Annotated in this window: 18 protein-coding genes; 9 read left to right on the top strand and 9 right to left on the bottom strand. The window is 55.0% G+C overall.

The features are described from left to right. Positions 1-12 precede the first annotated feature (12 nt). Complete coding sequence (locus RSB01_RS05020; RefSeq protein WP_332590558.1) at positions 13-1188, bottom strand: acetyl-CoA C-acetyltransferase; 1176 nt, start codon at positions 1186-1188, stop codon at positions 13-15. 177 nt (positions 1189-1365) lie between these two features. Between RSB01_RS05020 and RSB01_RS05015 the strand changes: the two genes are divergently transcribed. From RSB01_RS05015 to RSB01_RS05005, 3 genes are all read left to right on the top strand, one after another. Next, a complete protein-coding gene (locus tag RSB01_RS05015) occupies positions 1366-2100 on the top strand; it encodes a hemolysin III family protein (RefSeq protein WP_332619957.1) in 735 nt (244 codons plus the stop codon). A 123-nt stretch (positions 2101-2223) separates the two neighbouring features. After that, positions 2224-2808, top strand: a complete 585-nt coding sequence (phaR, locus tag RSB01_RS05010; RefSeq protein WP_332590560.1) for a polyhydroxyalkanoate synthesis repressor PhaR — start codon at positions 2224-2226, stop codon at positions 2806-2808. 10 nt (positions 2809-2818) lie between these two features. After that, on the top strand, positions 2819-3184 hold the full coding sequence (locus RSB01_RS05005) for a hypothetical protein (protein ID WP_332590561.1): 366 nt from the start codon (positions 2819-2821) through the stop codon (positions 3182-3184). A gap of 136 nt (positions 3185-3320) precedes the next feature. Here RSB01_RS05005 and RSB01_RS05000 read toward each other — a convergent pair whose 3' ends face one another. Beyond that, positions 3321-4094: a glycosyltransferase family 2 protein gene (locus tag RSB01_RS05000; RefSeq protein ID WP_332590562.1), complete on the bottom strand. Its 774-nt coding sequence runs from the start codon at positions 4092-4094 to the stop codon at positions 3321-3323. A gap of 136 nt (positions 4095-4230) precedes the next feature. Here RSB01_RS05000 and RSB01_RS04995 point away from each other — a divergent pair, with 136 nt between their 5' ends. From RSB01_RS04995 to RSB01_RS04975, 5 genes are all read left to right on the top strand, one after another. Continuing rightward, positions 4231-5916 carry a glycosyltransferase family 39 protein gene (locus tag RSB01_RS04995; RefSeq protein ID WP_332590563.1) on the top strand — a complete coding sequence of 562 codons (1686 nt, stop codon included), beginning with the start codon at positions 4231-4233 and terminating at the stop codon, positions 5914-5916. Beyond that, positions 5916-6785 (top strand): hydroxymethylglutaryl-CoA lyase, encoded by an 870-nt coding sequence (locus RSB01_RS04990; RefSeq protein WP_332619958.1) that lies wholly within the window; start codon positions 5916-5918, stop codon positions 6783-6785. The genes RSB01_RS04995 and RSB01_RS04990 overlap by 1 nt, the downstream gene beginning before the upstream one ends. A gap of 250 nt (positions 6786-7035) precedes the next feature. Continuing rightward, complete coding sequence (locus tag RSB01_RS04985; RefSeq protein WP_332619959.1) at positions 7036-7575, top strand: hypothetical protein; 540 nt, start codon at positions 7036-7038, stop codon at positions 7573-7575. A 2-nt stretch (positions 7576-7577) separates the two neighbouring features. Next, complete coding sequence (locus RSB01_RS04980; protein WP_332625129.1) at positions 7578-10415, top strand: glycosyltransferase; 2838 nt, start codon at positions 7578-7580, stop codon at positions 10413-10415. Positions 10416-10431: 16 nt separating this feature from the next. After that, positions 10432-11352 (top strand): hypothetical protein, encoded by a 921-nt coding sequence (locus RSB01_RS04975; RefSeq protein WP_332625128.1) that lies wholly within the window; start codon positions 10432-10434, stop codon positions 11350-11352. Here the strand turns inward: RSB01_RS04975 and RSB01_RS04970 are convergent. The 7 genes from RSB01_RS04970 to putA all read right to left on the bottom strand — a co-directional run bounded on the left by RSB01_RS04970 (position 11329) and on the right by putA (position 20007). Next, entirely contained in the window at positions 11329-12258 is a 930-nt protein-coding gene (locus RSB01_RS04970) for a GDP-mannose 4,6-dehydratase (protein WP_332625127.1), read from the bottom strand. The genes RSB01_RS04975 and RSB01_RS04970 overlap by 24 nt on opposite strands. Before the next feature lie 2 nt (positions 12259-12260). Next, the gene (locus RSB01_RS04965; RefSeq protein WP_332625126.1) at positions 12261-13238 is read right to left on the bottom strand and encodes a GDP-mannose 4,6-dehydratase; all 978 of its coding nucleotides are present in this window, start codon (positions 13236-13238) and stop codon (positions 12261-12263) included. 66 nt (positions 13239-13304) lie between these two features. Next, positions 13305-14135 (bottom strand): hypothetical protein, encoded by an 831-nt coding sequence (locus RSB01_RS04960; protein ID WP_332625125.1) that lies wholly within the window; start codon positions 14133-14135, stop codon positions 13305-13307. Then, positions 14132-14791 (bottom strand): ABC transporter ATP-binding protein, encoded by a 660-nt coding sequence (locus RSB01_RS04955; protein WP_332625123.1) that lies wholly within the window; start codon positions 14789-14791, stop codon positions 14132-14134. The genes RSB01_RS04960 and RSB01_RS04955 overlap by 4 nt, the downstream gene beginning before the upstream one ends. 2 nt (positions 14792-14793) lie before the next feature. Next, positions 14794-15948 (bottom strand): chain-length determining protein, encoded by a 1155-nt coding sequence (locus tag RSB01_RS04950; protein ID WP_332619634.1) that lies wholly within the window; start codon positions 15946-15948, stop codon positions 14794-14796. A gap of 12 nt (positions 15949-15960) precedes the next feature. Continuing rightward, complete coding sequence (locus RSB01_RS04945) at positions 15961-16740, bottom strand: ABC transporter permease (RefSeq protein WP_332619633.1); 780 nt, start codon at positions 16738-16740, stop codon at positions 15961-15963. Between the two features lie 150 nt (positions 16741-16890). Then, a complete protein-coding gene (gene putA, locus RSB01_RS04940) occupies positions 16891-20007 on the bottom strand; it encodes a bifunctional proline dehydrogenase/L-glutamate gamma-semialdehyde dehydrogenase PutA (RefSeq protein ID WP_332619632.1) in 3117 nt (1038 codons plus the stop codon). A gap of 223 nt (positions 20008-20230) precedes the next feature. Here putA and RSB01_RS04935 point away from each other — a divergent pair, with 223 nt between their 5' ends. Then, positions 20231-21316, top strand: a complete 1086-nt coding sequence (locus tag RSB01_RS04935) for a glycosyltransferase family 1 protein (RefSeq protein ID WP_332619637.1) — start codon at positions 20231-20233, stop codon at positions 21314-21316. Position 21317 lies beyond the last annotated feature (1 nt).

Here is a 21317-nt window from a genome sequence, read left to right as displayed (position 1 = left end):
TCCTATGAGGGCTTAAGCGCGTTCAACGCACAGGGCCACGCCCATGCCGCCGCCGACGCACAGGGTCGCCAGACCCTTTTTGGCGTTCGAGCGCTTCATTTCGAACAGCAGGGTTGTCAGGATACGGGCACCCGAAGCACCGACCGGATGGCCGATAGCGATGGCACCGCCATTGACGTTCACCTTGGCCGGATCGAGGTTCAGTTCCTTGACCACGCACAGCGACTGGGCGGCAAAGGCTTCGTTCGACTCGATCAGGTCGAGGTCGGCGATGTCCCATCCGGCCTTTTTCAGAGCCGCCGTCGAGGCGGGGATCGGGCCGGTGCCCATGATGGCCGGATCAACGCCAGCAGTAGCCCACGAAGCGATACGGGCCAGCGGTTCCAGACCACGCTTGGCGGCTTCTTCAGCCGACATCAGCACCAGAGCGGCGGCACCGTCATTGATGCCCGAGGCATTGGCGGCCGTCACCGATCCGTCCTTCACAAAGGCCGGACGCAGTTTTTCCATGGCTTCGATCGTTGCGCCGTGGCGGATATATTCGTCCTGATCGACAACCACATCACCCTTACGGCCCGAAATCGTGACCGGAACGATTTCGTCGGCAAACTTGCCTGCCTTTTGGGCAGCCTCGGCCTTGTTCTGGCTGGCGACAGCGAACTGGTCCTGCTCGGCGCGGCTCAGCTCCCACTTATTGGCGATGTTCTCGGCGGTCTGACCCATGTGGTAGCCGTGGAAGGCATCTAGCAGGCCATCGCGCAGCATGTGGTCTTCAAACGTGACCGCGCCCATCTTGTGGCCGTTACGCAGCTGTTGCAGGTGCGGAGCCTGCGACATGGATTCCTGACCACCGACGACGACAATATTGGCATCGCCCGTAGCAATCTGCTGATAGCCCAGAGCCACAGCGCGCAGGCCCGAGCCGCACAGCTGGTTCAGCGACCATGCGGCGGCTTCCTTGCGGACACCGGCATTGATGGCGGCCTGACGGGCCGGACCTTGACCGGCACCGGCTTGCAGCACCTGACCGAGGATCACCTCGTCCACTTCATCACCCGAGACACCGGCGCGTTCCAGTGCGCCCTTGATGGCGACCTCGCCCAGCTTCGAAGCTGGCAATGACGACAGCGCGCCCAAGAATGAGCCAACCGGCGTACGGGCGGCAGAAACGATGACAACGTCTTTCAAGATATTCACTCCCTGAAGATTTTCTTACTTCTTCGCACATGCAGCATTTAGGGCGCAAGCTGACCTTTGCGGCAACTGCTCGGGAACGATTCAGCTTCCAGACATCTTCCCGCCTATATAGTCTCCCAGTGTCCTAGTCGCGTTCGCCTCCACCCCTCCAAAAAGGGAGCCCGCCCGATGACCGAAATGCCGCCTGCCGAGAAGCTCAAACTGGGCCGTCGCCTGTTGCGCATCATGACCACGCCCGATGCGCTGGACATGGAAGAGCACTATGCCAGCCCTGCGGCCAAGCGGGCCGACCTTCTGGTGCATGCGGTCGGACTGGTTCTGGCCCTGATCGGTGCAGGTGTTCTGGCGACGCTGGCGGGCATCTATGCCGGCATAGGTGCTGTGGCCGCGACCCTGCTCTACAGCCTGTGCCTGATCGGCATGCTGACGGCCTCGACCATCTATAACCAGACCCATCCGTGCGCGGCACGCCCCGTGCTGCGGCGTCTGGACGAAGCCTTCATCTTCCTGATGATTGCAGGCAGCTATACCCCCATCACCACCCAGCGTTTCGAGGGGGCCCTGTCGATCGGCTTTACCCTGCTGGTCTGGACGATCGGTCTGGGCGGGGCCTTTGCCAAGATGTTCGTGCCGCGCCTGTCCGACATCTTCTGGTCGTGTGTTTATGTGCTGTTCGGCTGGCTGATCGTGTTTGCCATCAAGCCGATGATCGACACGGTATCGCCGGTTGCCCTGGGTCTGCTGGTGGCGGGCGGCGTCACCTATACGGTGGGTGTGCTGTTCTTCATCAACCGCGCCCTCAAATACCGCCGCGCCATCTGGCACAGCTTTGTCGTCGCCGGTGCAGGCATGCACTGGGCCGCCATCCTGATCGGTGTCGTACTGGCCCCTGTCTCCGGTTAAGCGGAACTGTTCACCACAGTTTGAAAATCCGGACTCGCCTTCGCATCCGCAATGCGGGATGGTGCGCGCATAAACAGTGCGAGAAAAAGCGTGGCAAACACGTCTTCAGAGGGTGGGAAGTCGATGGGTACCGTCGTCATTAAGAAGTACGCCAACCGCCGCCTCTATAATACGGCGACAAGCAGCTATGTGACACTGGATGATCTGGCCCAGATGGTTCGCCAGGGGATCGAGTTCACCGTTCATGACGCCAAGTCGAACGATGACCTGACCCGCCAGATCCTGACCCAGATCATTTTCGAGCAGGAAAACCGTGGCGAGGCCCTGCTGCCCGTCCAGTTCCTGCGCCAGTTGATCGGCTATTATGGCGACAACATGCAGGCGGTCCTGCCGTCCTATCTGGAAATGTCGCTGGATCGCTTTACCCGCCAACAGGACGAACTGCGCCAGCAGTTCAACAAGGCCTTTTCCCAGAGCCCCGGTGGCAATCTGATGGAAGACGCCGTGCGTCAGAACATGGCCATCTTCGAGCGCACCATGCGGATGTTCCCCGGCTTTGGTTATAATGCCGCGTCCACCGAAGCCCCTGCCCCCGCAGCCAGCGACAGCTCGCCCGAGAGCAAAAACGACGACCTGAACGAAATGCGCCGCCAGATGGACGCCATGCGCGAACAACTGGACCGCCTGTCCAAATCCTCCGGCACCTGAAGCGTCAGACATGACCGCGCCGATCTCGCCCGTAAACGCCGCCATCCACGCTTCTATCCCAGATGCGATGGACCCGCGCGATGGCGAGCGTCGTCAGGGGGAGCGCCGCCAGAAGCGCACGCCGGACTCCAAGGCGCTGGTTGCGGGGCAAAACGATCAGGACAAGGCTGCCAACTCGGCAAAGCCTGCCTCGGTATCCCCGCCTCCTCCGGCGGCTTTTGCCGCCCAGATACTGGGTCAACCCGGCAAGAAACGCGGCCTGCGCGGTGGCCCAGAAGTACTGGATACTGCCCGCAGCACCTATCTGAGCCGCGAATATTCAGGCCAGAACGACCGGCGCCCGTCTGCCGGCCAGCGCAAGAAAACCGAAATCTAGCCCTTACGGGTCTGTGGCATCACATTTGCTGATTGTCGTGACACTGCGTCACGGAGCCACCCATGCTGTCGATCCTGTCTGTCACCAGCCGTCTGTTTGAAACCACTGTTGTCAGCCTGATTTTTCTGGCCTTCAGCTAGGTTCGGACGTTCGGCGCGCCATATTCGGTAACCTTGCCCGGCGAGCGCAGTCGCGACTGCAACCAGATAACCCCCAGCATATCCCACACCGAGGCCTTCAAGCGCCCCCAATTGGTATATTTGGAACGCCCTGTCTCGCGGTGGCGGTGATCCACATCCAGATACAGGTTGCGATAACCCTCGCGGATCATCAGCGCCGGAAGATAGCGGTGCATGTGATCAAAATAGGGAAGACGCAGATAGGCTTCGCGACGGAAGGCCTTCAACCCACAGCCCGTATCGTCGGCATCGTCTTTCAACAGGTTCTTGCGGATACGGTTCGCCCACAAGGACGCTCGGCGCTTGGCCGCGCTGTCCTGACGCTTGGCACGACGCCCGCCGACCAGCGCCACATCCGGTTCCGAGGCTTGCAAAAGATCCACCAGACTCGGCGCATCATGGGGCGGATTTTGGCCATCGCCATCCAGCGTCACAATGATCGCGCCGCGTGCCGCCAGAACACCGGTGCGAACGGCACGGCTCTGGCCTGCATTGGTACCGTGCGACAAGACCCGCAACTGCGGCATGTCCTGCGTCGCGGCGCGCAACAGGCTCAGCGTGTCGTCGCGGCTGGCATCATCGACAAAGACCATCTCATAGGATCGCCCCGTAAAGGCTGTGGCGATATCGCGCGCCAGAGCGACGGCGGCACCCGCCTCGTCATGCACGGGAACGACCACCGAAATATCGGGAACTTCGGGCGAAGAAACAGGATTCAAAATACCGCTCATGGTTCCGCTGTAACCCATCCCCGTGACAGACGATACGGGCTGTATTGCATGCCTCCTTCAAGGCCCGCCCATCTTGCCAGCACTATGATCGCCAAAAGCTTTCGCCTCTTTGGCAACGCATGATACCAATGCCCTTATGATGCGTCCGAACCTGGATCGATTTATCGCCGGATGGCGTGGCCCCGCACTGGCGGTCCTGCTGACCATGCTTGCCGGTTTGCCGGGGCTGTTGCTGTTGCCGCCACTGGACCGCGACGAGAGCCGCTTTGCGCAGGCCACATCGCAAATGCTGGAGACGGGCGACTATGTCGATATCCGTTTCCAAGACGATCCACGCTGGAAAAAGCCCATCGGCATCCACTGGATGCAGGCCGCCGTCGTCGGTATCGTTTCTGACCCTGCCGATCGCGCCATCCAGCCCTATCGCCTGCCCTCGCTGTTCGGGGCCATGCTGGCCGCATGGGCCGTGGCATGGCTGGGGGCCGCCACACTTGGCAACCGCGCCGGTTTCCTCGCAGGGGCCATTCTAGGTGCCACCTTCCTGCTATCGACCGAGGCGGGCATCGCCAAGACCGATGCCATGCTGTGTGGCCTGACCACATTGTCGCTGGCGGCTCTGGCCCGCATCTATCTGGCCACGCGTGCAGGACAGACACCGGAAAGTCTGCACAAGCTTCTATTCTGGGCGGGGATCGGCCTGTCGATCCTCATCAAGGGACCGATTGGTCCCATGGTCATCGCCCTGACCATGATTTCACTCAGCCTGTGGGACCGCAATATCCGTTGGCTGGGCAAGCTGGGCTGGGGTTGGGGTTTGCCCCTGCTGGCCCTCATGATCGGCCCTTGGGCCATTGCCATTACCATTGCCACCGATGGCGGTTTCTGGCGCGAGGCTCTGGGCGGTGATCTGGCCCCCAAACTGGCCGGTGCGCATGAAAGCCATGGCGCGCCGTTCGGCACCTATCTTTTGCTGGCGCCGCTGCTGCTGTTCCCCGCCACCCTGATGTTACCTGCCGCGCTGGTAACCGGCTGGAAACGCCGCTCGGAGCCGCTGATCCGCTTTGCCCTGTGCTGGCTGATCCCCGCATGGATTATGTTCGAGCTGGCCCCGACCAAGCTGGTTCACTACACCCTGCCAACCTTCGGGGCGCTGGCCCTGCTGATGGCAGCGGCACTGACGCAACCTGTCGGTCGCATCTCGCGCTGGACGGGGGCCGCGCTGGGCCTGTTGGTCGCCGGTCTTCTGAGCTTGATTGTGCTGTATGGCCTGACCGAGTTTGGTCGTTCGACCGCCCAGACATGGGCCAATATCACCATTGTTTGCGCCATGATGGCGGCGGCAATCGGCGGCTTCATGCTGGTCAACCGTGCCGCGATCACAGCGGTTCTGGCGGCGCTGGTCTTCGGCATTATCGCCCATGCCGGATTTGCCGGAACCCTGCGCCAACTGCGCCCGCTATCTGTGGCACCGCAACTGGTCAAGACCATGGAAGTCGCCGGTATTCATCCCGCACAGGGCCGCCTGCCCGGTCCCGTCGCTATTACCGGCTTCCACGAGCCAAGCTTTGTCTTCCTGACCGGACGCGAGACACAGTTGACCGACGCCGCCGGTGCGGCCAAGGCCCTGTCCGAAGGCCGCCCCGCTATCGTAGAAGCCCGCGACGAGCAGGCCTTCCGTACAGCCATGTCCGAACTGGGGGCCGCTGGCCGCTCCGTGGGCGAAGTGCGCGGGCACAACTATTCCAATGGCGACGATGTGCGCCTGACTGTCTATGCCCCTGTCGGGCATGGCAGTGTCCACAACAGTAACGAGGCGCGTTGATGGGTCGTTTTATCGAGATCGTCGAGGTCGGCCCGCGCGACGGCCTGCAAAACGAGAAGGCCGTCCTTGGCCCTGATATCCGCGCCGAGTTCGTGCGCCGCCTTGAGGCCGCTGGGGCCCGCCGCATCGAGGCTGTCAGCTTCGTCCATCCCAAATATGTGCCGCAAATGGCCGGTGCCGAAGAGGTCATGGCGGCCCTGCCGCACGAGGCGGGCCGCAGCCGTATCGGTCTGGTGCTCAACGGCAAGGGTTATGACCGCGCACTGGGGACCGCTGTGGACGAGGTCAATGTCTCCTTGTCCGTCAGCGAAGGCTTTGGTGTCAAAAATCAGGGCCTGACCCCCGATCAGCAAATCCAGATGCTGTCCGAGATTGTCGCCGGACGCGCCAATGCCGAAGGCGCCGGCGAAGGTATCCCATCCCTCTCGGCCACACTGTCCTGCGTTTGGGGTTGCCCGTTCGATGGTGAGATCTCGGTCGATCAGGTCACCGACATGGTCGGACGTGTCGCCGAACTGGGCCTGAAGGAAATCGCACTGGCCGACACCATTGGCGTCGCCGATCCGTGGAGCGTCACCCGCAAAGTCGAGGCCGCCCGCAAGGTCGCCAAGGACGCCAAACTACGCCTGCATTTCCATGACACCCGCAATACCGGACTAGCCAATGCCTATGCCGGTATCGAAGCCGGTATAGACACACTGGACGCCTCGGTCGGCGGCATCGGCGGCTGCCCCTTCGCCCCCGGTGCCACGGGCAACCTTGCCACCGAAGATCTGGTTTACGCCCTGCACCGCGGCGGCTTCGAAACCGGCTACGACCTAGACGCCCTCATCGACACCGCCCGCTGGATCGGCCAGCACCTAGGGTAAGGCTCCCTACCTATGCAAGCCCTTCGTTGCTGCAAAAATCATAGCAAGCCCACCATACGGCATCGCTAAAATCTTTGTATAATCATCAGGCCGTGGCATACCATTTTGCATAAATCGCCATGTTAAAGATAAGTTTCAAAGCATAAACGCACCACATAGATATCTAATCTATCGACTAGAAAATAAACACCCCCTTCCCACGCTCTGACGAATAGACATAAATTCTTACCTGCGCCTGAGAGAAAACACGTTGACCATCCAAAACAAGATTTTAGAACAGCTAGACTCCTTAAGTAAGAGCATCGAGACTATATCGATAGATAAATCCGAATTGGATGGCGCAAAACTGAACGCTTTACGCTTTAAAAAAAGAATACAAACTATTGAAGAAAGAAATTTGTATTTAGAATCTTTAAATTCAAACCTAAACAATGCTTTTGCGGGCGCTCAACAAGAACTGAGGTTTTTATCTGAGGAAAATAGCACGCAAAAAGAAATCAATGGCAGGCTAACTAAAGAAATAAATGAATTAAGAACTATAAATTCAACTATATTGAATAGTTTTTTTGGAAAAACTTACACAAATTACAAGTCGCTTAAAAAGAATATCGCCCGGAAAAGAAGAAAATTTCTTTCTCTTGGCAAGATGACCGCAACACAAATCAATAACAATGCGCCCAAGGGTCACGAGACCCACCCCATACCCGTTGGTGGAAACACACCCATAATGATTAGAACTAATGAAATTATTTCTATTTTAACTGCAAAAATGAACACCTCGGAGAAATGACAGTGCGCTTTTTGATCGACCTACAGTGCTGCCAATCAGGTAGCCGGTTCGGCGGTATTGGCCGTTACTCAATTGAGTTAGCCAAGGCCATGATCCGTAATTCTCCAGAATACGAACATCTCATCCTTTTGAACGATCGCAACCCCGAAGCGGAGTTAATAGTCCGCCGAGAACTGCGCGACCTTGTGCCGCCGCACGCATTCCGCATTTGCCACCTCCCGCCTGGATCGATGTACCTTTTTGACAACGGCAAGACCACTGAGGCTGCAGAATACGTACGCTCCGAATTTATTAAAGCGCTGAAGCCGGATGTTCTACATGTGGCAAGCCTTTTTGAAGGGCTTGGCGACGAGATTGCTACCTTTGTTGATGCAGACTGGCCCTTCGTTAAAGCTATAACACTTTACGACCTCATCCCACTAAAGCAGGCTGAGCAGTATCTCAGAGACCCTCGAGCGACAAAGCATTACCTTGGTAAGGTTGCAAATCTAAAAGAGGCCGATGTACTTTTAGCAATTTCAGAATATACAGCACAAGAAGGCTTGGATAGCTTAGATCTTAAAGATACCATTGTCGAAAATATAGCCGGCGGCATTGATGACAAGTTCTTCCTTGATAAAACTACTTGTAATGAACACAAACTAACGATTAAAAAACTCGGAATAAGAAAAAAGTTTATTCTTTATACCGCAAGTTTTGATTTACGAAAAAATCAAAAAGGCCTCATTGAGGCCTATGCCAAGCTGCCAGCGAATATCCGAAAACAATACAATCTTGTAATAGCTGGCAAGGGCTGGCCAGAGGCTTATCAAAATTTAAGGAACCTTGCACAGCAACTCAACGTAGCTCAAGAAAATATAATATTTACCGGCCACGTTACAGATGAAGAGCTTTTAGCTCTTTATAAATGCTGTGATTTATTTGTGTTCCCTCCCCTTTGGGAGGGCCTTGGTATGCCGCCATTGGAAGCCATGGCTTGTGGATCGCCGGCGATCGGTTCCAACACCACGAGTGTCCCAGAAGTTATTGGATGGCCTGAAGCCACCTTTGATCCGTTTTCGGTCACCGACATCTCTGAGAAGATGCTCAAGGCCCTGACAGATACCCATTTCCGCCAGGCACTATTAGATCATGCGAAAAAGCACGTTCTAAACTTTACATGGGATAACAGTGCGCAGCGCGCATTGTCCGCTATACGCCGCGCTGTGGACGCCAAGACGCTTTCTCCCGTCAAACTCGCGCCCACACAAGCTATCCCCTTCTCTGCTGACCTCATACCCGCCGCCGCCCTCAGTATGGCCCTCAACGAGGTTGAGATAGACGCCAACGAGACTATGGCCAAGAAGGTGAAAATCGGTTGGGTCACATCGTGGGGTAACCGCTGCGGGATTGCATCCTACTCCAAAAACCTTCTCTCCCACTACGATTCCTCGACCGTAGTGTTTGGCCAGGATCTGGATGATGCCGCCATTGAATGGACGACCGAAAACCCCCTATTCCGCTCCATTACACACAGCAAAACATCAGACGTAACACGACTGATAAACTCTGTAATCGAGAGCGGCGTTACAGATTTAGTGATCCAATTCAATTACGGATTTTATAATTTTGACGAACTGAACAGGCTTGTTTCAACCTTATCCGACAACGGTACACGCCTTTACATCACCCTGCACTCTACTAAAGATGATCAACAACTTGCAGGGCACAGACTAATCGATATTAGTGAGACTCTCTCGCTATGCGAACGTATCTTCGTTCACAACGACATCGACGTTGTTCGTTTGAAGCAACTCGGATTTATCAAGAACGTTAAGCAGGTCCCTATTGGGATCCCCAACTTTAATCACGCCCTCAAAGCGCCAAAATCCGAAGCCCTTAACAAAATACCGACTGTAGCGTGTTACGGATTTTTCCTACCGCATAAGGGTCTTCCTGAAATAATTGAGGCCGCCTCAATTCTTAAAATGTCAGGGACAGATATCAAGCTCAAGCTTGTTAATGCCGAGTACATTGGGGCCCAAGGGATTTCCGCCAAGTTGATTAAGTCCTGTAAGGATCTAGCCCAAAAGCTAGGCGTTGAGGACCGTGTAGAATTCCTAACGGAATATCTAGAAGAACATGAATCTGCATTAGTTTTACAAACTGCCGACATCATTGCACTCCCCTATCAACACACGGGCGAGTCTTCGAGCGCCGCCGCGCATCTTGCCATAGCAACACACCGCGCCCTGTGTGTTACCCCCCTGTCCATCTTTGACGACCTAAAGGGTGCCACCTTCAGATTTGACGGAGTACGCCCTGCTGATTTGGCAGCCGGCCTCGAGCGAACTTTGCAGCACCTTCGCAACCAAAGCGACGAAACCAAAGAAATCATGCGGCATGCAGGGCGTCTACGCTCAAACCAGTCCTACGAAAATGTCGCCAAATTCTTTGCCGCCGAAATCTACAAGGCATCGCAATCCTCGCGTTGGACAAGTGTGTTCCGTGCGTCGCTAGCCGCCCTGCCGGTCAAGGAAGCCAAACATATTACCAATGGTATTAAAGCCAAGCCCGAAGGCGGTATTGTTTGCCATGGTCCATATGCCTCGTTTGAGCCAGGTACATACAAACTAAAGGCATACAGCCAAAACACGCCTGACAATAAGGACGCTGTACAAGTCGATATTCGATACAACTCTGGACAAAATTTAATCGATAGCTTCAGTTGGAACCCAACTGCTAATCTTGATAAAATTTTCACTATTAGTGAAAAGATAAGTGACTTAGAAATATTAATCCATGCCAATCCGGGTACGGATTTTATTCTTACCGGATACGAGATTTTAGCTCGCTCATAATTGCAAAGATAACAGTATGACAAACGACGACATCGCCCTTATCGAGCGTATTTTTCCTGAAATGCTAAAACGCATTTCGGAAGCTAAGCCATGGAAGAATAACATCTTCATCCCTGATATGAGCGTCTATCGTGTGGATCCTCGTTCTGAGTTCATGCGCTATTCGACATGCTCATCCCGAGATTTCTTTCACCCCGAGTTCAAACGCCTCTCGGACCTCATTGGGATTCCTGAAGTCTTCCACCGTAAGTATTGGGAATGGGTGTTCGTTACTCACCACGCCTTTGCCCAAGGCGTTACGGGTCCAAACACGCGTGGCATCGTGTTTGGTGTTGGTCAGGAAACACTGCCTGCTATATTTGCCGCCACCGGCATGCGCGTGACCGCCACAGATGCCCCGCGCGATACTTCGATAAGCCAGGCTTGGTCCACTAGCAACGAGTACGCCTCAGAACTGGCGGCAATGCCTTCCGGAACCTTGTCACGTGAAGAATTCGAGTCGCTCGTTGAGTGGCGTGAATGCGATATGAACGTCATTCCTACGGAGTTTAAGGATTACGATCTATGCTGGTCATCCTGCTGCCTTGAGCACCTTGGCTCGCTACAACACGGTATCGACTTCATCATCAACAGCGTTGAGAACACACTTAAGATCGGTGGCGTCGCAATCCACACTACTGAGCTCAACCTCAGCTCTAACGATCACACGGTCGAGACCGGCCATACAGTCCTGTATCGCAGGAAGGACCTAGAACAATTGGTACGCCAGTTGGAAGATCGAGGCCACACCGTCCAGCCCTTCCTCATCGCGCCCGACAGCCTTGTCATCGACGGCTTCGTCGACACGCCGCCCTACGAAGCCCCGCCACACCTCAAACTGGCCCTCGGTGGCTACGTGACGACGTCGGCTGGACTAGTGATCAGACGAGGTAAGTAATTCGACTTCATAGTCGAACATGGTGCGCAGGGTCGAGTTGAAGTCGATCTCTGCGCACCAACCGCATTTATCTTTGATCTTATCAAAGACACCAACCGCGGCTGGAATATCTGAAGGTCTCATTCTTTTTGGATCTTCAATGATCTTCACATCGTATCCGGAGTACTCGACGATCCGCTCTAGAATACTGGATACTTTCTGCAGCTTACCCGAACCTAAATTATAGACCTCGTACCGCAGCAGTTCGGGCTGATCAAGGAGGAGCTCATAGCCCCTCACGACATCATCCACATCCGTGAAATCACGATATGCATCAAGATTTCCGACATGAACTTCGCCATCGTTATTCTGTGATCGCGCCACTTGTCGCACAAAAGACGGCACCACGAAGCGCGCGTCCTGCCCTACGCCCGTATGGTTGAATAGCCGGGCAACGGTGACGGATAAGTGCTCAGAAGCTGCATCTTCCAAGAACAACTCGCATGCAGCTTTAGAGCGTCCATATGCCGAAGCCGGCCGCATGGGTGCGTTCTCGTCACAAGGGCCAGCCAAAAACTGACGGCCATAAACTTCTGCACTGGAAGCGAAGATCAGATGGGATTTTTGCCCCAGCGCCTTAAAAGCACTGACTAGGTTCACCGTCGCGGTAACATTTGGCTCCCACATGGCAGACGGATCGTTCTTGCCATCCCCCACTGAGGAACTGGCAGCGAGGTGAATAATTTTAGACGGTTTGTATGTATTAATGAGATGCTGGCATGCCTTAGCGTCAGTTAGATCTACTCCACGCTCAGACCGAGGTCCGTTAACCTCTACAACGCGGTACTTCGGGTTAGCGCGTAGCCTTTCAGCTACGCGCTTTCCCACAAACCCGCTTGCCCCCGTAATGAATACGGTTTCAGTCATATTTAATTCCGGCGACGACGTTCGAGGTCTGCATCCACCATTTCGCAGATCATTTCTTCCATTGTGATTGCCGGCTCCCACCCAAGAACCTTCTTAGCCTTATCCGGGTTGCCTAGCAGGACATCGACCTCTGCCGGACGGAAGAACTCAGGATCGGTCTTTACATACTGCTCCGGATCCAGGCCCACGTGAGCAAAAGCTACCTTGATCATGTCGGCAACCGACACCGTACGTCCCGTTGCAACGACATAGTCGTCCGCAGTTTCATGCTGCAGCATCATCCACATCGCCTGAACATAGTCCTTGGCATGGCCCCAATCACGCTTGGCTTGGGTGTTCCCAAGTTTCAGTTCCGATTGCTGCTTCAGAGCAATACCTGCCACAGCATCCGTAACCTTACGCGTAACAAATTCTAGGCCGCGCAGCGGTGATTCATGATTAAATAGAATCCCGGAACAAGCGAACATGCCAAAGCTCTCACGGTAATTGACCGTCATCCAGTGACCCATCAGCTTAGCAACCGCATAAGGCGATCTTGGGTAGAAGGGGGTCAACTCGCTTTGGCGCTCTTCTTGAATCAGCCCGTACATCTCAGACGAAGATGCTTGATAGAAACGAGCCTCCGGTGCTTCTAAACGCACCGCTTCTAGAATGTTTGTTACGCCTACACCCGTTACCTGCGAGGTCAAGACCGGCTGATCCCACGAGGTCTTAACGAAAGATTGCGCAGCAAGGTTATAAACCTCATCCGGGCGCACATCGCGAATGATGCGTGACACCCCCCCCAAGTCCAACAGGTCGCCGTCTACGAGTCGGACATCGCCTTCGATCCCAAGCCAGCGTAGGCGCTCTGTCGCCAAGCCATAGTTACTGCTACGACGCACAACGCCAGTAACCTCATACCCTTTCGAGAGCAGTAACTGAGACAGATACGCACCATCTTGCCCCGTTACACCTGTGATTACAGCTCGCTTTGCCATACCTAGTCCTTAAGCATTGGAGTTTGAAACAATTCCCACCCCAATAGCAGCAATTTTTAAAACTATCTACAAGTCCTCAACCATTAAAAGTTGAAGATTTTCAACTTTTAATGAACCAGTAAACAGGGGATGGCACGTAAAAATGCTAAGGTTAAAATACTCCACACCTTCAGGTGTACAAATTAGAGAAACTCTATATTTGCCACTGGCACCTACCTCAGCAATTGCTTCATTAAAATTTTTTAAACTTCCCCACCGAACTCCTAAGCTCATAGCTGTAAGGACTTGATCAATGCTGAACTCAAGATCGCATCGCCACTTCCCCTGAGGGAAAGAAAGACTATCAATACTCAGCAACTGACGCGCTCTGCCAGATACATCAATAAAATCTTTAAGATACTTAGATTCTGAAGTCGATTTTAAATTAAAAATATTTTCTATTACATTAGCAGGAAAATACAAATCGTATACATTATGAAAATTTAGTTCAACTTCATGCTCAACGGACTTAAAATCGATTTTGCAACCGATAGGATCAATGACAGTCGAATTAGAATAGGGGCTCAGCAACTTAGCCCCTTCTTTATACGCATTTAACGCAAATGATACTTTTCCGCTCGTTAATCTACGCAGTGCAAAAGATTGAAATTTATATAAATTTTTGCATCCGCTTAATGACTCATCAAAAGACGGAAGTATCACATAGTCTACAATGCCCACTTCTATCGTTTCTGAAAAATGGAGCGTTATTGATCTATTTTCACTAACCGGAATCTCGCCAGCGCCCCAGTACTCTAAACAATCAATCTGCTGTGCCGCACAAGCTGATCGGATTTTGTGCATCCACGAATCAAAATTTAACCCGGGAACAATAAAAATATTTATGTTAGTGCTCATAACGCTCTCAACCATTGATATACATCAATAGCCTCTTCAATATCCGAGTAAATTTTTACCTTCCCACTCTCTAAAATAATAGCTGTGTCACAGGTTTCTTGAACCAATGAGAGATCATGCGACGCCATTATATATGAATTTTGCGAGCGCTTTTCGAACAGTTCCTCACGGCATTTGAGCTGAAATCTCGCATCGCCTACAGCAACGATTTCATCGATCATGTAACAATCGAAATCGATTGCAAGAGACAGGCCGAAAGCCAATCTTGCGCGCATACCCGACGAGTACTGCTTAACAGGACGATTGAGCGCAGCGCCCAGTTCGGCAAAAGCCTCAACCGTGTCCAAAATTTCTTCAAAATCGACATCATATATACGGCTGAGAAATTTAATATTGTCTCGCCCCGTCAAACTTCCCTGAAAGCCTCCACCAAAACCAATCGGCCACGACGAGCGGATATGCCAGTCAATTTGGCCCGAGGTTGGCTGAAGTACACCGCCGAGAAGTTTAATCAGGGTCGATTTTCCCTGACCATTCCGCCCCAACAACGCCAGTCGTGAGTCATGTTCCAGCTTAAAGTTCAGATCCTCAAAAACCGCAGTTTTTTTTGATTCACGGTACCGCATAGTGAGGTTGTGTACTTCAACTCCAATCATGTTTATGCGTGCCTGTGCTCACGTATGCTCGCCCAAACCAGCCAACCTAGGCTGAAAGCTGCAAAGCAAACCGTCAGAACCGTCAAAATACCGCGCAACCGATTGGGGTAGGTCGGTACCGCTGCAGCCTTGGGTTCAACAATGCGCTGCAGATAGAGCTTTTGGCTACTAGCCTGTCGCTCAGCAGCTTCACGGCTGGTTCTCGCCTGAACGAGTTCACGACCTGCAACCTCGCGATTCAACTCCAACCGCTCATATTCACCGATCTTGGAGGCCAGCGAACTTACATTCCCAGCGATTTTCATACGCTCTTCGGAAATTTGTGCCTCAAAGGCACGGATCCGGGCATTCAACCGTGCAAGTTCAGGGCTCTGCGGTGCCAGAGCCATCATTTGTGAGCGTTCAGCCTTGGCTACAGCAAGATTCGTCAACAGATCTGTAATCAGACCATTAGCCTCTTGCGCTGTCCTTGCAGGATCAACGAAAGCCTCTTGGTTTCTGTACGTGGAAAGCTCGTTTTGTGAGGCCAGCAGATTCAACTCTGCTTTTCGAACAGCCTCACCAGCGTCCTTAATCGCATTCTCATAAGAACGCTGGTTAAGAGAATTGACAAGCACCTCACCACTATCCAGAAGCGCCACAGCCAGCTTTTCGGAATCTGTAGGAGCGAAAGCTCGTACTCGCAAAGTACTAATACCCGTAGTGGAATCGTAGCCAACCGTCACATGCCGTAGGTAAGCCTTGTACTCGGTCTCGACGTCTTTGGACTCCCAAAATCGTGGGTAGCGCGCCAGGAAGTCGACAACAGGCCGACCGAGAGCCTTTTCTATAGAAACCGCCTTATTCGCCGAGTCCATACCGTCTCGGGATTTGATATACTCATGGACCGCAAAGACGTCAGTCTGGCTTCCAGAGATACCGACACCTTGCAGCGCGAGGCCAAAAGCGCTCGGTTGATTCTGCTCCGCAGATCTCACGACAAAACGCGCTTCCGACTCATACTGGGGTGCTGCCAGCCCTATATAATAAACTGCCGCCGCAATCGTAGGGAGAACGACTATGACACCGAAAGCTTTCGCGACCGGAGAGATTTTTGGCTTCGGTTTTGGATGTATTGGGCGGTCTAAAGGGCCCATATACTCAATTTTATTGACCATGATCAAAAGTCCTCACTCTACATCCAAATAGTGTCGAGCACGCGAAACAAGCAGCAAGCCAAGAATATTCAAACCAATGGCCCACAAAACAGCATAGTTGACGTCGTAGTATGTTTTCACAAATTCCCCAAACACCCCCGCGCGGATCATTTCCACTGCATGCGGAAAAGGAATACGCAACAAAATGTCTCGGAACTCTTGCGGCAACCACGCTGCCATCACGAATGCGCCAGAGATGGGAATTAATCCATACTGCAAAACAGGCACAATGCGATCAATGAAATCATACCGCATCGCCATCCCTGACAGTATCAAGGACACGCCTGCCGACTGCACTAACAACAAGGTCCACCCACCGATCAGTAAAATTACATCGCTAGGCAACTGAACCTGTGACAGCATTAACAAAATTATATACACAATCAGAAATGCAATAGAATTTCCTAAAAATTCAAGCACAATTCTAGAGGCGTAAATATGTATAATCGATACTTGGCGATGGTAAAGTAACCCCACATTCGCCTGAACCGCGGCCATACAAGATGACAGCACATGCCGAATAATAAGCATGCTCATATAGCCGGTCATAACGAACGGGCCCAAACCTATACCGTGTTCATTATTTGCCCGCATAAACGACCACAGCACAATTACGAACAGACAAAAGAGTAATGGTTCGGCGGCTAGCCAGAAGAAGCCGAGACCTTCACGTCCATAACGTGTAACAATTTCACGCATCATCATAGCGCCAATGATGCGTGAATTTTTTCTTAGAAGCTCAAAAGGCTTCATAGCTTGTAACATTGATTGCAAACCGCCGAGAGCTGATACCTCAGGCGGTAAACCAGACCGCCCAATTTACCAAATAAAAACTCTCATTTTAAACGATCCTGGGGACGCCCCATTCAAAGAGCGCCCCCAGATTTTTAAATATTTACAGTATTACAGGTTCAGCAGCGCCGGATCACCGCCTTGGGCGGCGATGTTGATGCTAATGGCTTTTTCTGACGCATAGCGGATCAGGCTGTTCGGACCACCAGCCTTCGGGCCGGTGCCGGACAGGCCTTCGCCGCCGAACGGCTGGACGCCGACAACAGCACCGATGATCGAGCGGTTCACATAGACGTTGCCAGCTGGAACCAGCGCCATCACTTCTTCGGCGAAGGCGTCGATGCGGCTGTGAACGCCCAGCGTAAGGCCAAAGCCGCGCGCCGCCAGAGCCGAGGCCGTTTCCTTCAGCTTCTTCGCATCATAGCGATAGACGTGCAGGATCGGGCCGAACACTTCGCGCTCCAAGAAGTCCGGTGTCGGGATTTCGGCGATGACCGGTGCGAACAGGTCCCCCTTGGCGGCATCTGCCGGCAGGGTACCGCGCGCAATGATCTTGGCTTCTTTTTCCAGACGCGCGACGTGTTTTTCGAGGTTCTCGCGGCTTTCGGCGTCGATCACCGGACCGATATCGGTCTTGGGATCGGACGGATCTGCGATCACCTGAACGGCCAGTGCGCCCTTCAGGCCTTCAATGAGGGCATCGGCGGCTTCGTGCGGTACATAGAGGATGCGCAGGGCCGAGCAACGCTGACCTGCCGAACCGAAGGCCGACAGGATCACATCGTCGATGATCTGTTCTTTCAGCGCCGTCGTATCCACGAACATACCGTTCAGGCCACCGGTTTCGGCGATGAACGGGATGATCGGGCCCTGGCGGTTCGCCAGACCACGGTTGATAGCGTTGGCGGTATCGGTGCCGCCGGTAAAGGCCACGCCGTCAATCATCGGGTGCGAGGTCAGAGCCACGCCAACCGTCTCGCCACGGCCCGGAACCAGCGCCAGCAGGTCAGGATTCAGACCCGCTTTGTGGTAAAGACGAACAGCTTCTGCCGCGACCAGAGGGGTCTGCTCGGCAGGCTTGGCCACAACAGCGTTACCCGCAGCCAGTGCCGCAGCGATCTGGCCGGTGAAGATGGCCAGCGGGAAGTTCCACGGGCTGATGGCAGCGAACACGCCACGGCCATGCAGGACCAGTTGGTTTACTTCGCCCGTCGGGCCCTTCAGCGTCTCGCGCCCCACAAAGTCCTTCTCGGCCAGCATGGCGTAATAGCGCAGGAAATCGACGGCTTCGCGAACCTCGGCCACGCCGTCGTTCAAGGTCTTGCCGGCTTCACGCGACAGGATGGCGACCATGCGGTCCATGTCGGCTTCCAGAGCATCGGCCATGGCGCGCAGGACCGGCGCACGGCCGGAACCCAGCAGCTTATCCCATGCCACCTGTGCTTCGGCAGCCTTGCGGACGGCCTGATCGACCTGTTCCGGCGTGGCGTCCGAGGTTTTGCCGACGACCTGAGCGCGGTCATACGGGTTGGTCACGTCCTGAGCGTTCGTTCCGGCCAGCAGCTTACCACCGATGATCGGGCCTGCCGTCAGCGTCTCGCCATCCACCGCCTTGAGCGCCACAGCATGGGCGTCGCGGGCTTCGGCGGTCGAGTAGTCGCGGCCGAGGGAGTTCTGGCGGTCACCGTAGATGTTCATGGGTACTGCAATCTTGGGATGGCGGTCGGGCTGGGCCTCGACAGCTGTGATAGGATCAGCGGCCACATCAGCAGCCGGTACGCGCTCGTCCAGCAGGGCGTGCACGAAGGAGGAGTTGGCACCGTTCTCAAGCAGACGACGCACCAGATAGGGCAGCAGTTCTTCGTGGCCGCCAACCGGCGCATAGGCGCGCACGATCAGCTTTTCGTCCGCCCAAAGACCACCGGCCGCCTCGTACAGGGCTTCGCCCATGCCGTGCAGGCGCTGGTGCTCGATAACGACATTGCGGTCACGCGCCATACGACGCACAGCCGCCAGCGTGTGAGCATTGTGGGTGGCGAACTGGCAATAGATGTGAGGCGCAGCCTCGATCATCATGCGTGCGCAAACCAGATAGTTCAGATCGGTTGCAGGCTTGGTCGTGAACACCGGATAGTCGGTGCGGCCATTAACCTGAGCCAGCTTGATCTCGGTGTCCCAATAGGCACCCTTGACCAGACGCACCATCAGACGACGGTTTGTGCGCTTGGACAGGTCGATCAGCGACTGGATCGTCTCGGTCGTGCGCTTTTGATAGGCCTGAACGGCAAGGCCGAGGCCCTTCCAGTTGCCCAGTGAAGGCTCGGCGCACAGGCGCTCCAGCAGCTTCAGCGACAGCGCCAGACGGTCGGCCTCTTCGGCGTCGATCGTATAGTTGATGTCGTATTTGGCGGCGATCTGGGCCAGACGCAGGATGCGCGGGTATAGCTCTTCCCAGACGCGGTCTTCCTGTACGGCCTGATAGCGCGGCGACAGCGCCGACAGCTTGACCGATACGCCATGGCCCACTTCCGGCCCTTGGCCCGAAGCGGTCTTGCCGACAGCCTCGATGGCATCGCCATAGATTTTTTCATAACGCTCGGCGTCGGCGACCGTGCGGGCCCCTTCGCCCAGCATGTCGAAGCTGCACAGCCAGCCTTCTTTATCCGAACGCTTCAGGGCGCCTTCGATGGTGCGGCCCACCACGAACTGTTCGCCCATGATCTTCACAGCCGTGCCTACGGCCTGACGGATCACCGGCTCGCCCAGACGACCGGCAAGACGTTTAAGATAGTTGGGAAGGTCGCGTTTGATCTCGTCTTCCGGCTCGACCAGCTTGCCCGCAATCATCAGACCGAAGCTGGAGAAGTTAACCAGCGCACTGTCCGACTGGCCCATATGGCTGGCCCAGTCGGCCGAGCCAATTTTTTCCGAGATCAGGCGGTCGCGGGTCATCGAATCCGGCGTGCGCAGCAGCGCTTCGGCCAGCGTCATCAACGCCAGACCCTCTTGAGTGCCTAACGAGAACTCCTGTAAGAAGCTTTCAACGACGCCCTGCTTCTTCTGGCTCTGGCGGGCATGCTCGACCAGTGCGGTCGCCTCGGCCAGAACCGTGGCGCGCTCGCCCTGATTCAGGTTAGGTCGGGACAAAAGGTCTACAACGGTTTCTCGCTCGTCGCGGAACTTGTTGCGATCCAGGTCGTCCCAATGATGAAGCTCGCTCGGCAACATAAATTCACTCCTGTGAATTCTCGCCTATATGCACTCACAGCCCGAATGTGCTTCGGGATTTTGAGCATAAAGCCGTATTGTCTTTGACGAGACTAAATCTAGCACGGACAGTCGCCTCGCGCGAGCGTGACCGGACAGCATCGCTTTGATGTCTCGCCTTCGTCACAGCAAGTCGCTACAACTGGTTGAATCTCCGAAACGGCTGGAAGGCCCAATCGACTTCATGCGTATCGTTCTGGTCACTGACGCCTGGGAACCTCAGGTCAACGGCGTCGTCCGCACTCTGACCCGCACCGTGGCTGAATGCCGCGCCATGGGTCATGAGGTCGAGGTGATTGAACCCAACCAGTTCAAAACTATCCCCTGCCCGACCTATCCGGAAATCCGTCTCGCCCTCGGGGCCGAAGAGGAAATCCGCGAGCGCCTGCGCGCTTTCGAGCCCGAGGCCGTGCATATTTCCACCGAAGGGCCGCTGGGCATTGCCACGCGGCGCATCTGCATCGAGTGGAAGCTGCCCTTCACCACCAGCTACCACACCAAATTCCCCGAATACGTCTCGGCCCGTTTCCCGATTCCGGTGCAGGTCGGCTATGCCTATATGAAGTGGTTCCACAAGCCGTCGGGGCGCCTGATGGTGGCGACGCCGACCTTGCGTGACGAACTGACCGAGCACGGCTTCCGCAATGTCTCGCCGTGGACTCGCGGTGTGGACACGGATGTTTTCAATCCCGACCTCGCGCCCATCTTTGACGAACTGGGCGGCAAGGACTGGCCGCGCCCGTTCTTCCTGAATGTGGGCCGTGTGGCCGTCGAGAAGAATATCGAGACCTTCCTCGAACAGGACCTGCCCGGCACCAAGATCATCGTCGGTGATGGTCCGGCGCGCGCCGAGCTTCAGGAAAAATATCCCGAAGCCAAATTCCTCGGTGCCAAGTTTGGTGATGATCTGGCCCGCTGCTTTGCCGATGCCGATGTCTTCGTCTTCCCCAGTTGGACCGACACGTTCGGGCTGGTGATTCTGGAAGCCATGGCCACCGGCACGCCGGTCGCCGCCTTCCCTGCCCACGGGCCGATCGACATCATTCCAAACTCGGGCGCAGGCGTCATCAATGACGATCTGAGAATCGCCTGCCTTGAATGCCTGAAGCTCGACCGCAAAGCCGTGCGCGCCTATGCCGAAAAGTTCAGCTGGCGCGCCTCGGCGGAGCAGTTCGTCGAGAACCTGCAACCCTATCCGGAACCCCAGCGTGGCCGCTTCTGGCGCCGTCTGCGCCGCATCGCCCGCCTGAGACGCAAACAGGCGGCTTGAT

This window comes from Brevundimonas sp. (assembly GCF_036659295.1).
Taxonomy (GTDB): Bacteria; Pseudomonadota; Alphaproteobacteria; order Caulobacterales; family Caulobacteraceae; genus Brevundimonas.
This window is presented reverse-complemented; position numbering and strand designations above follow the sequence as displayed.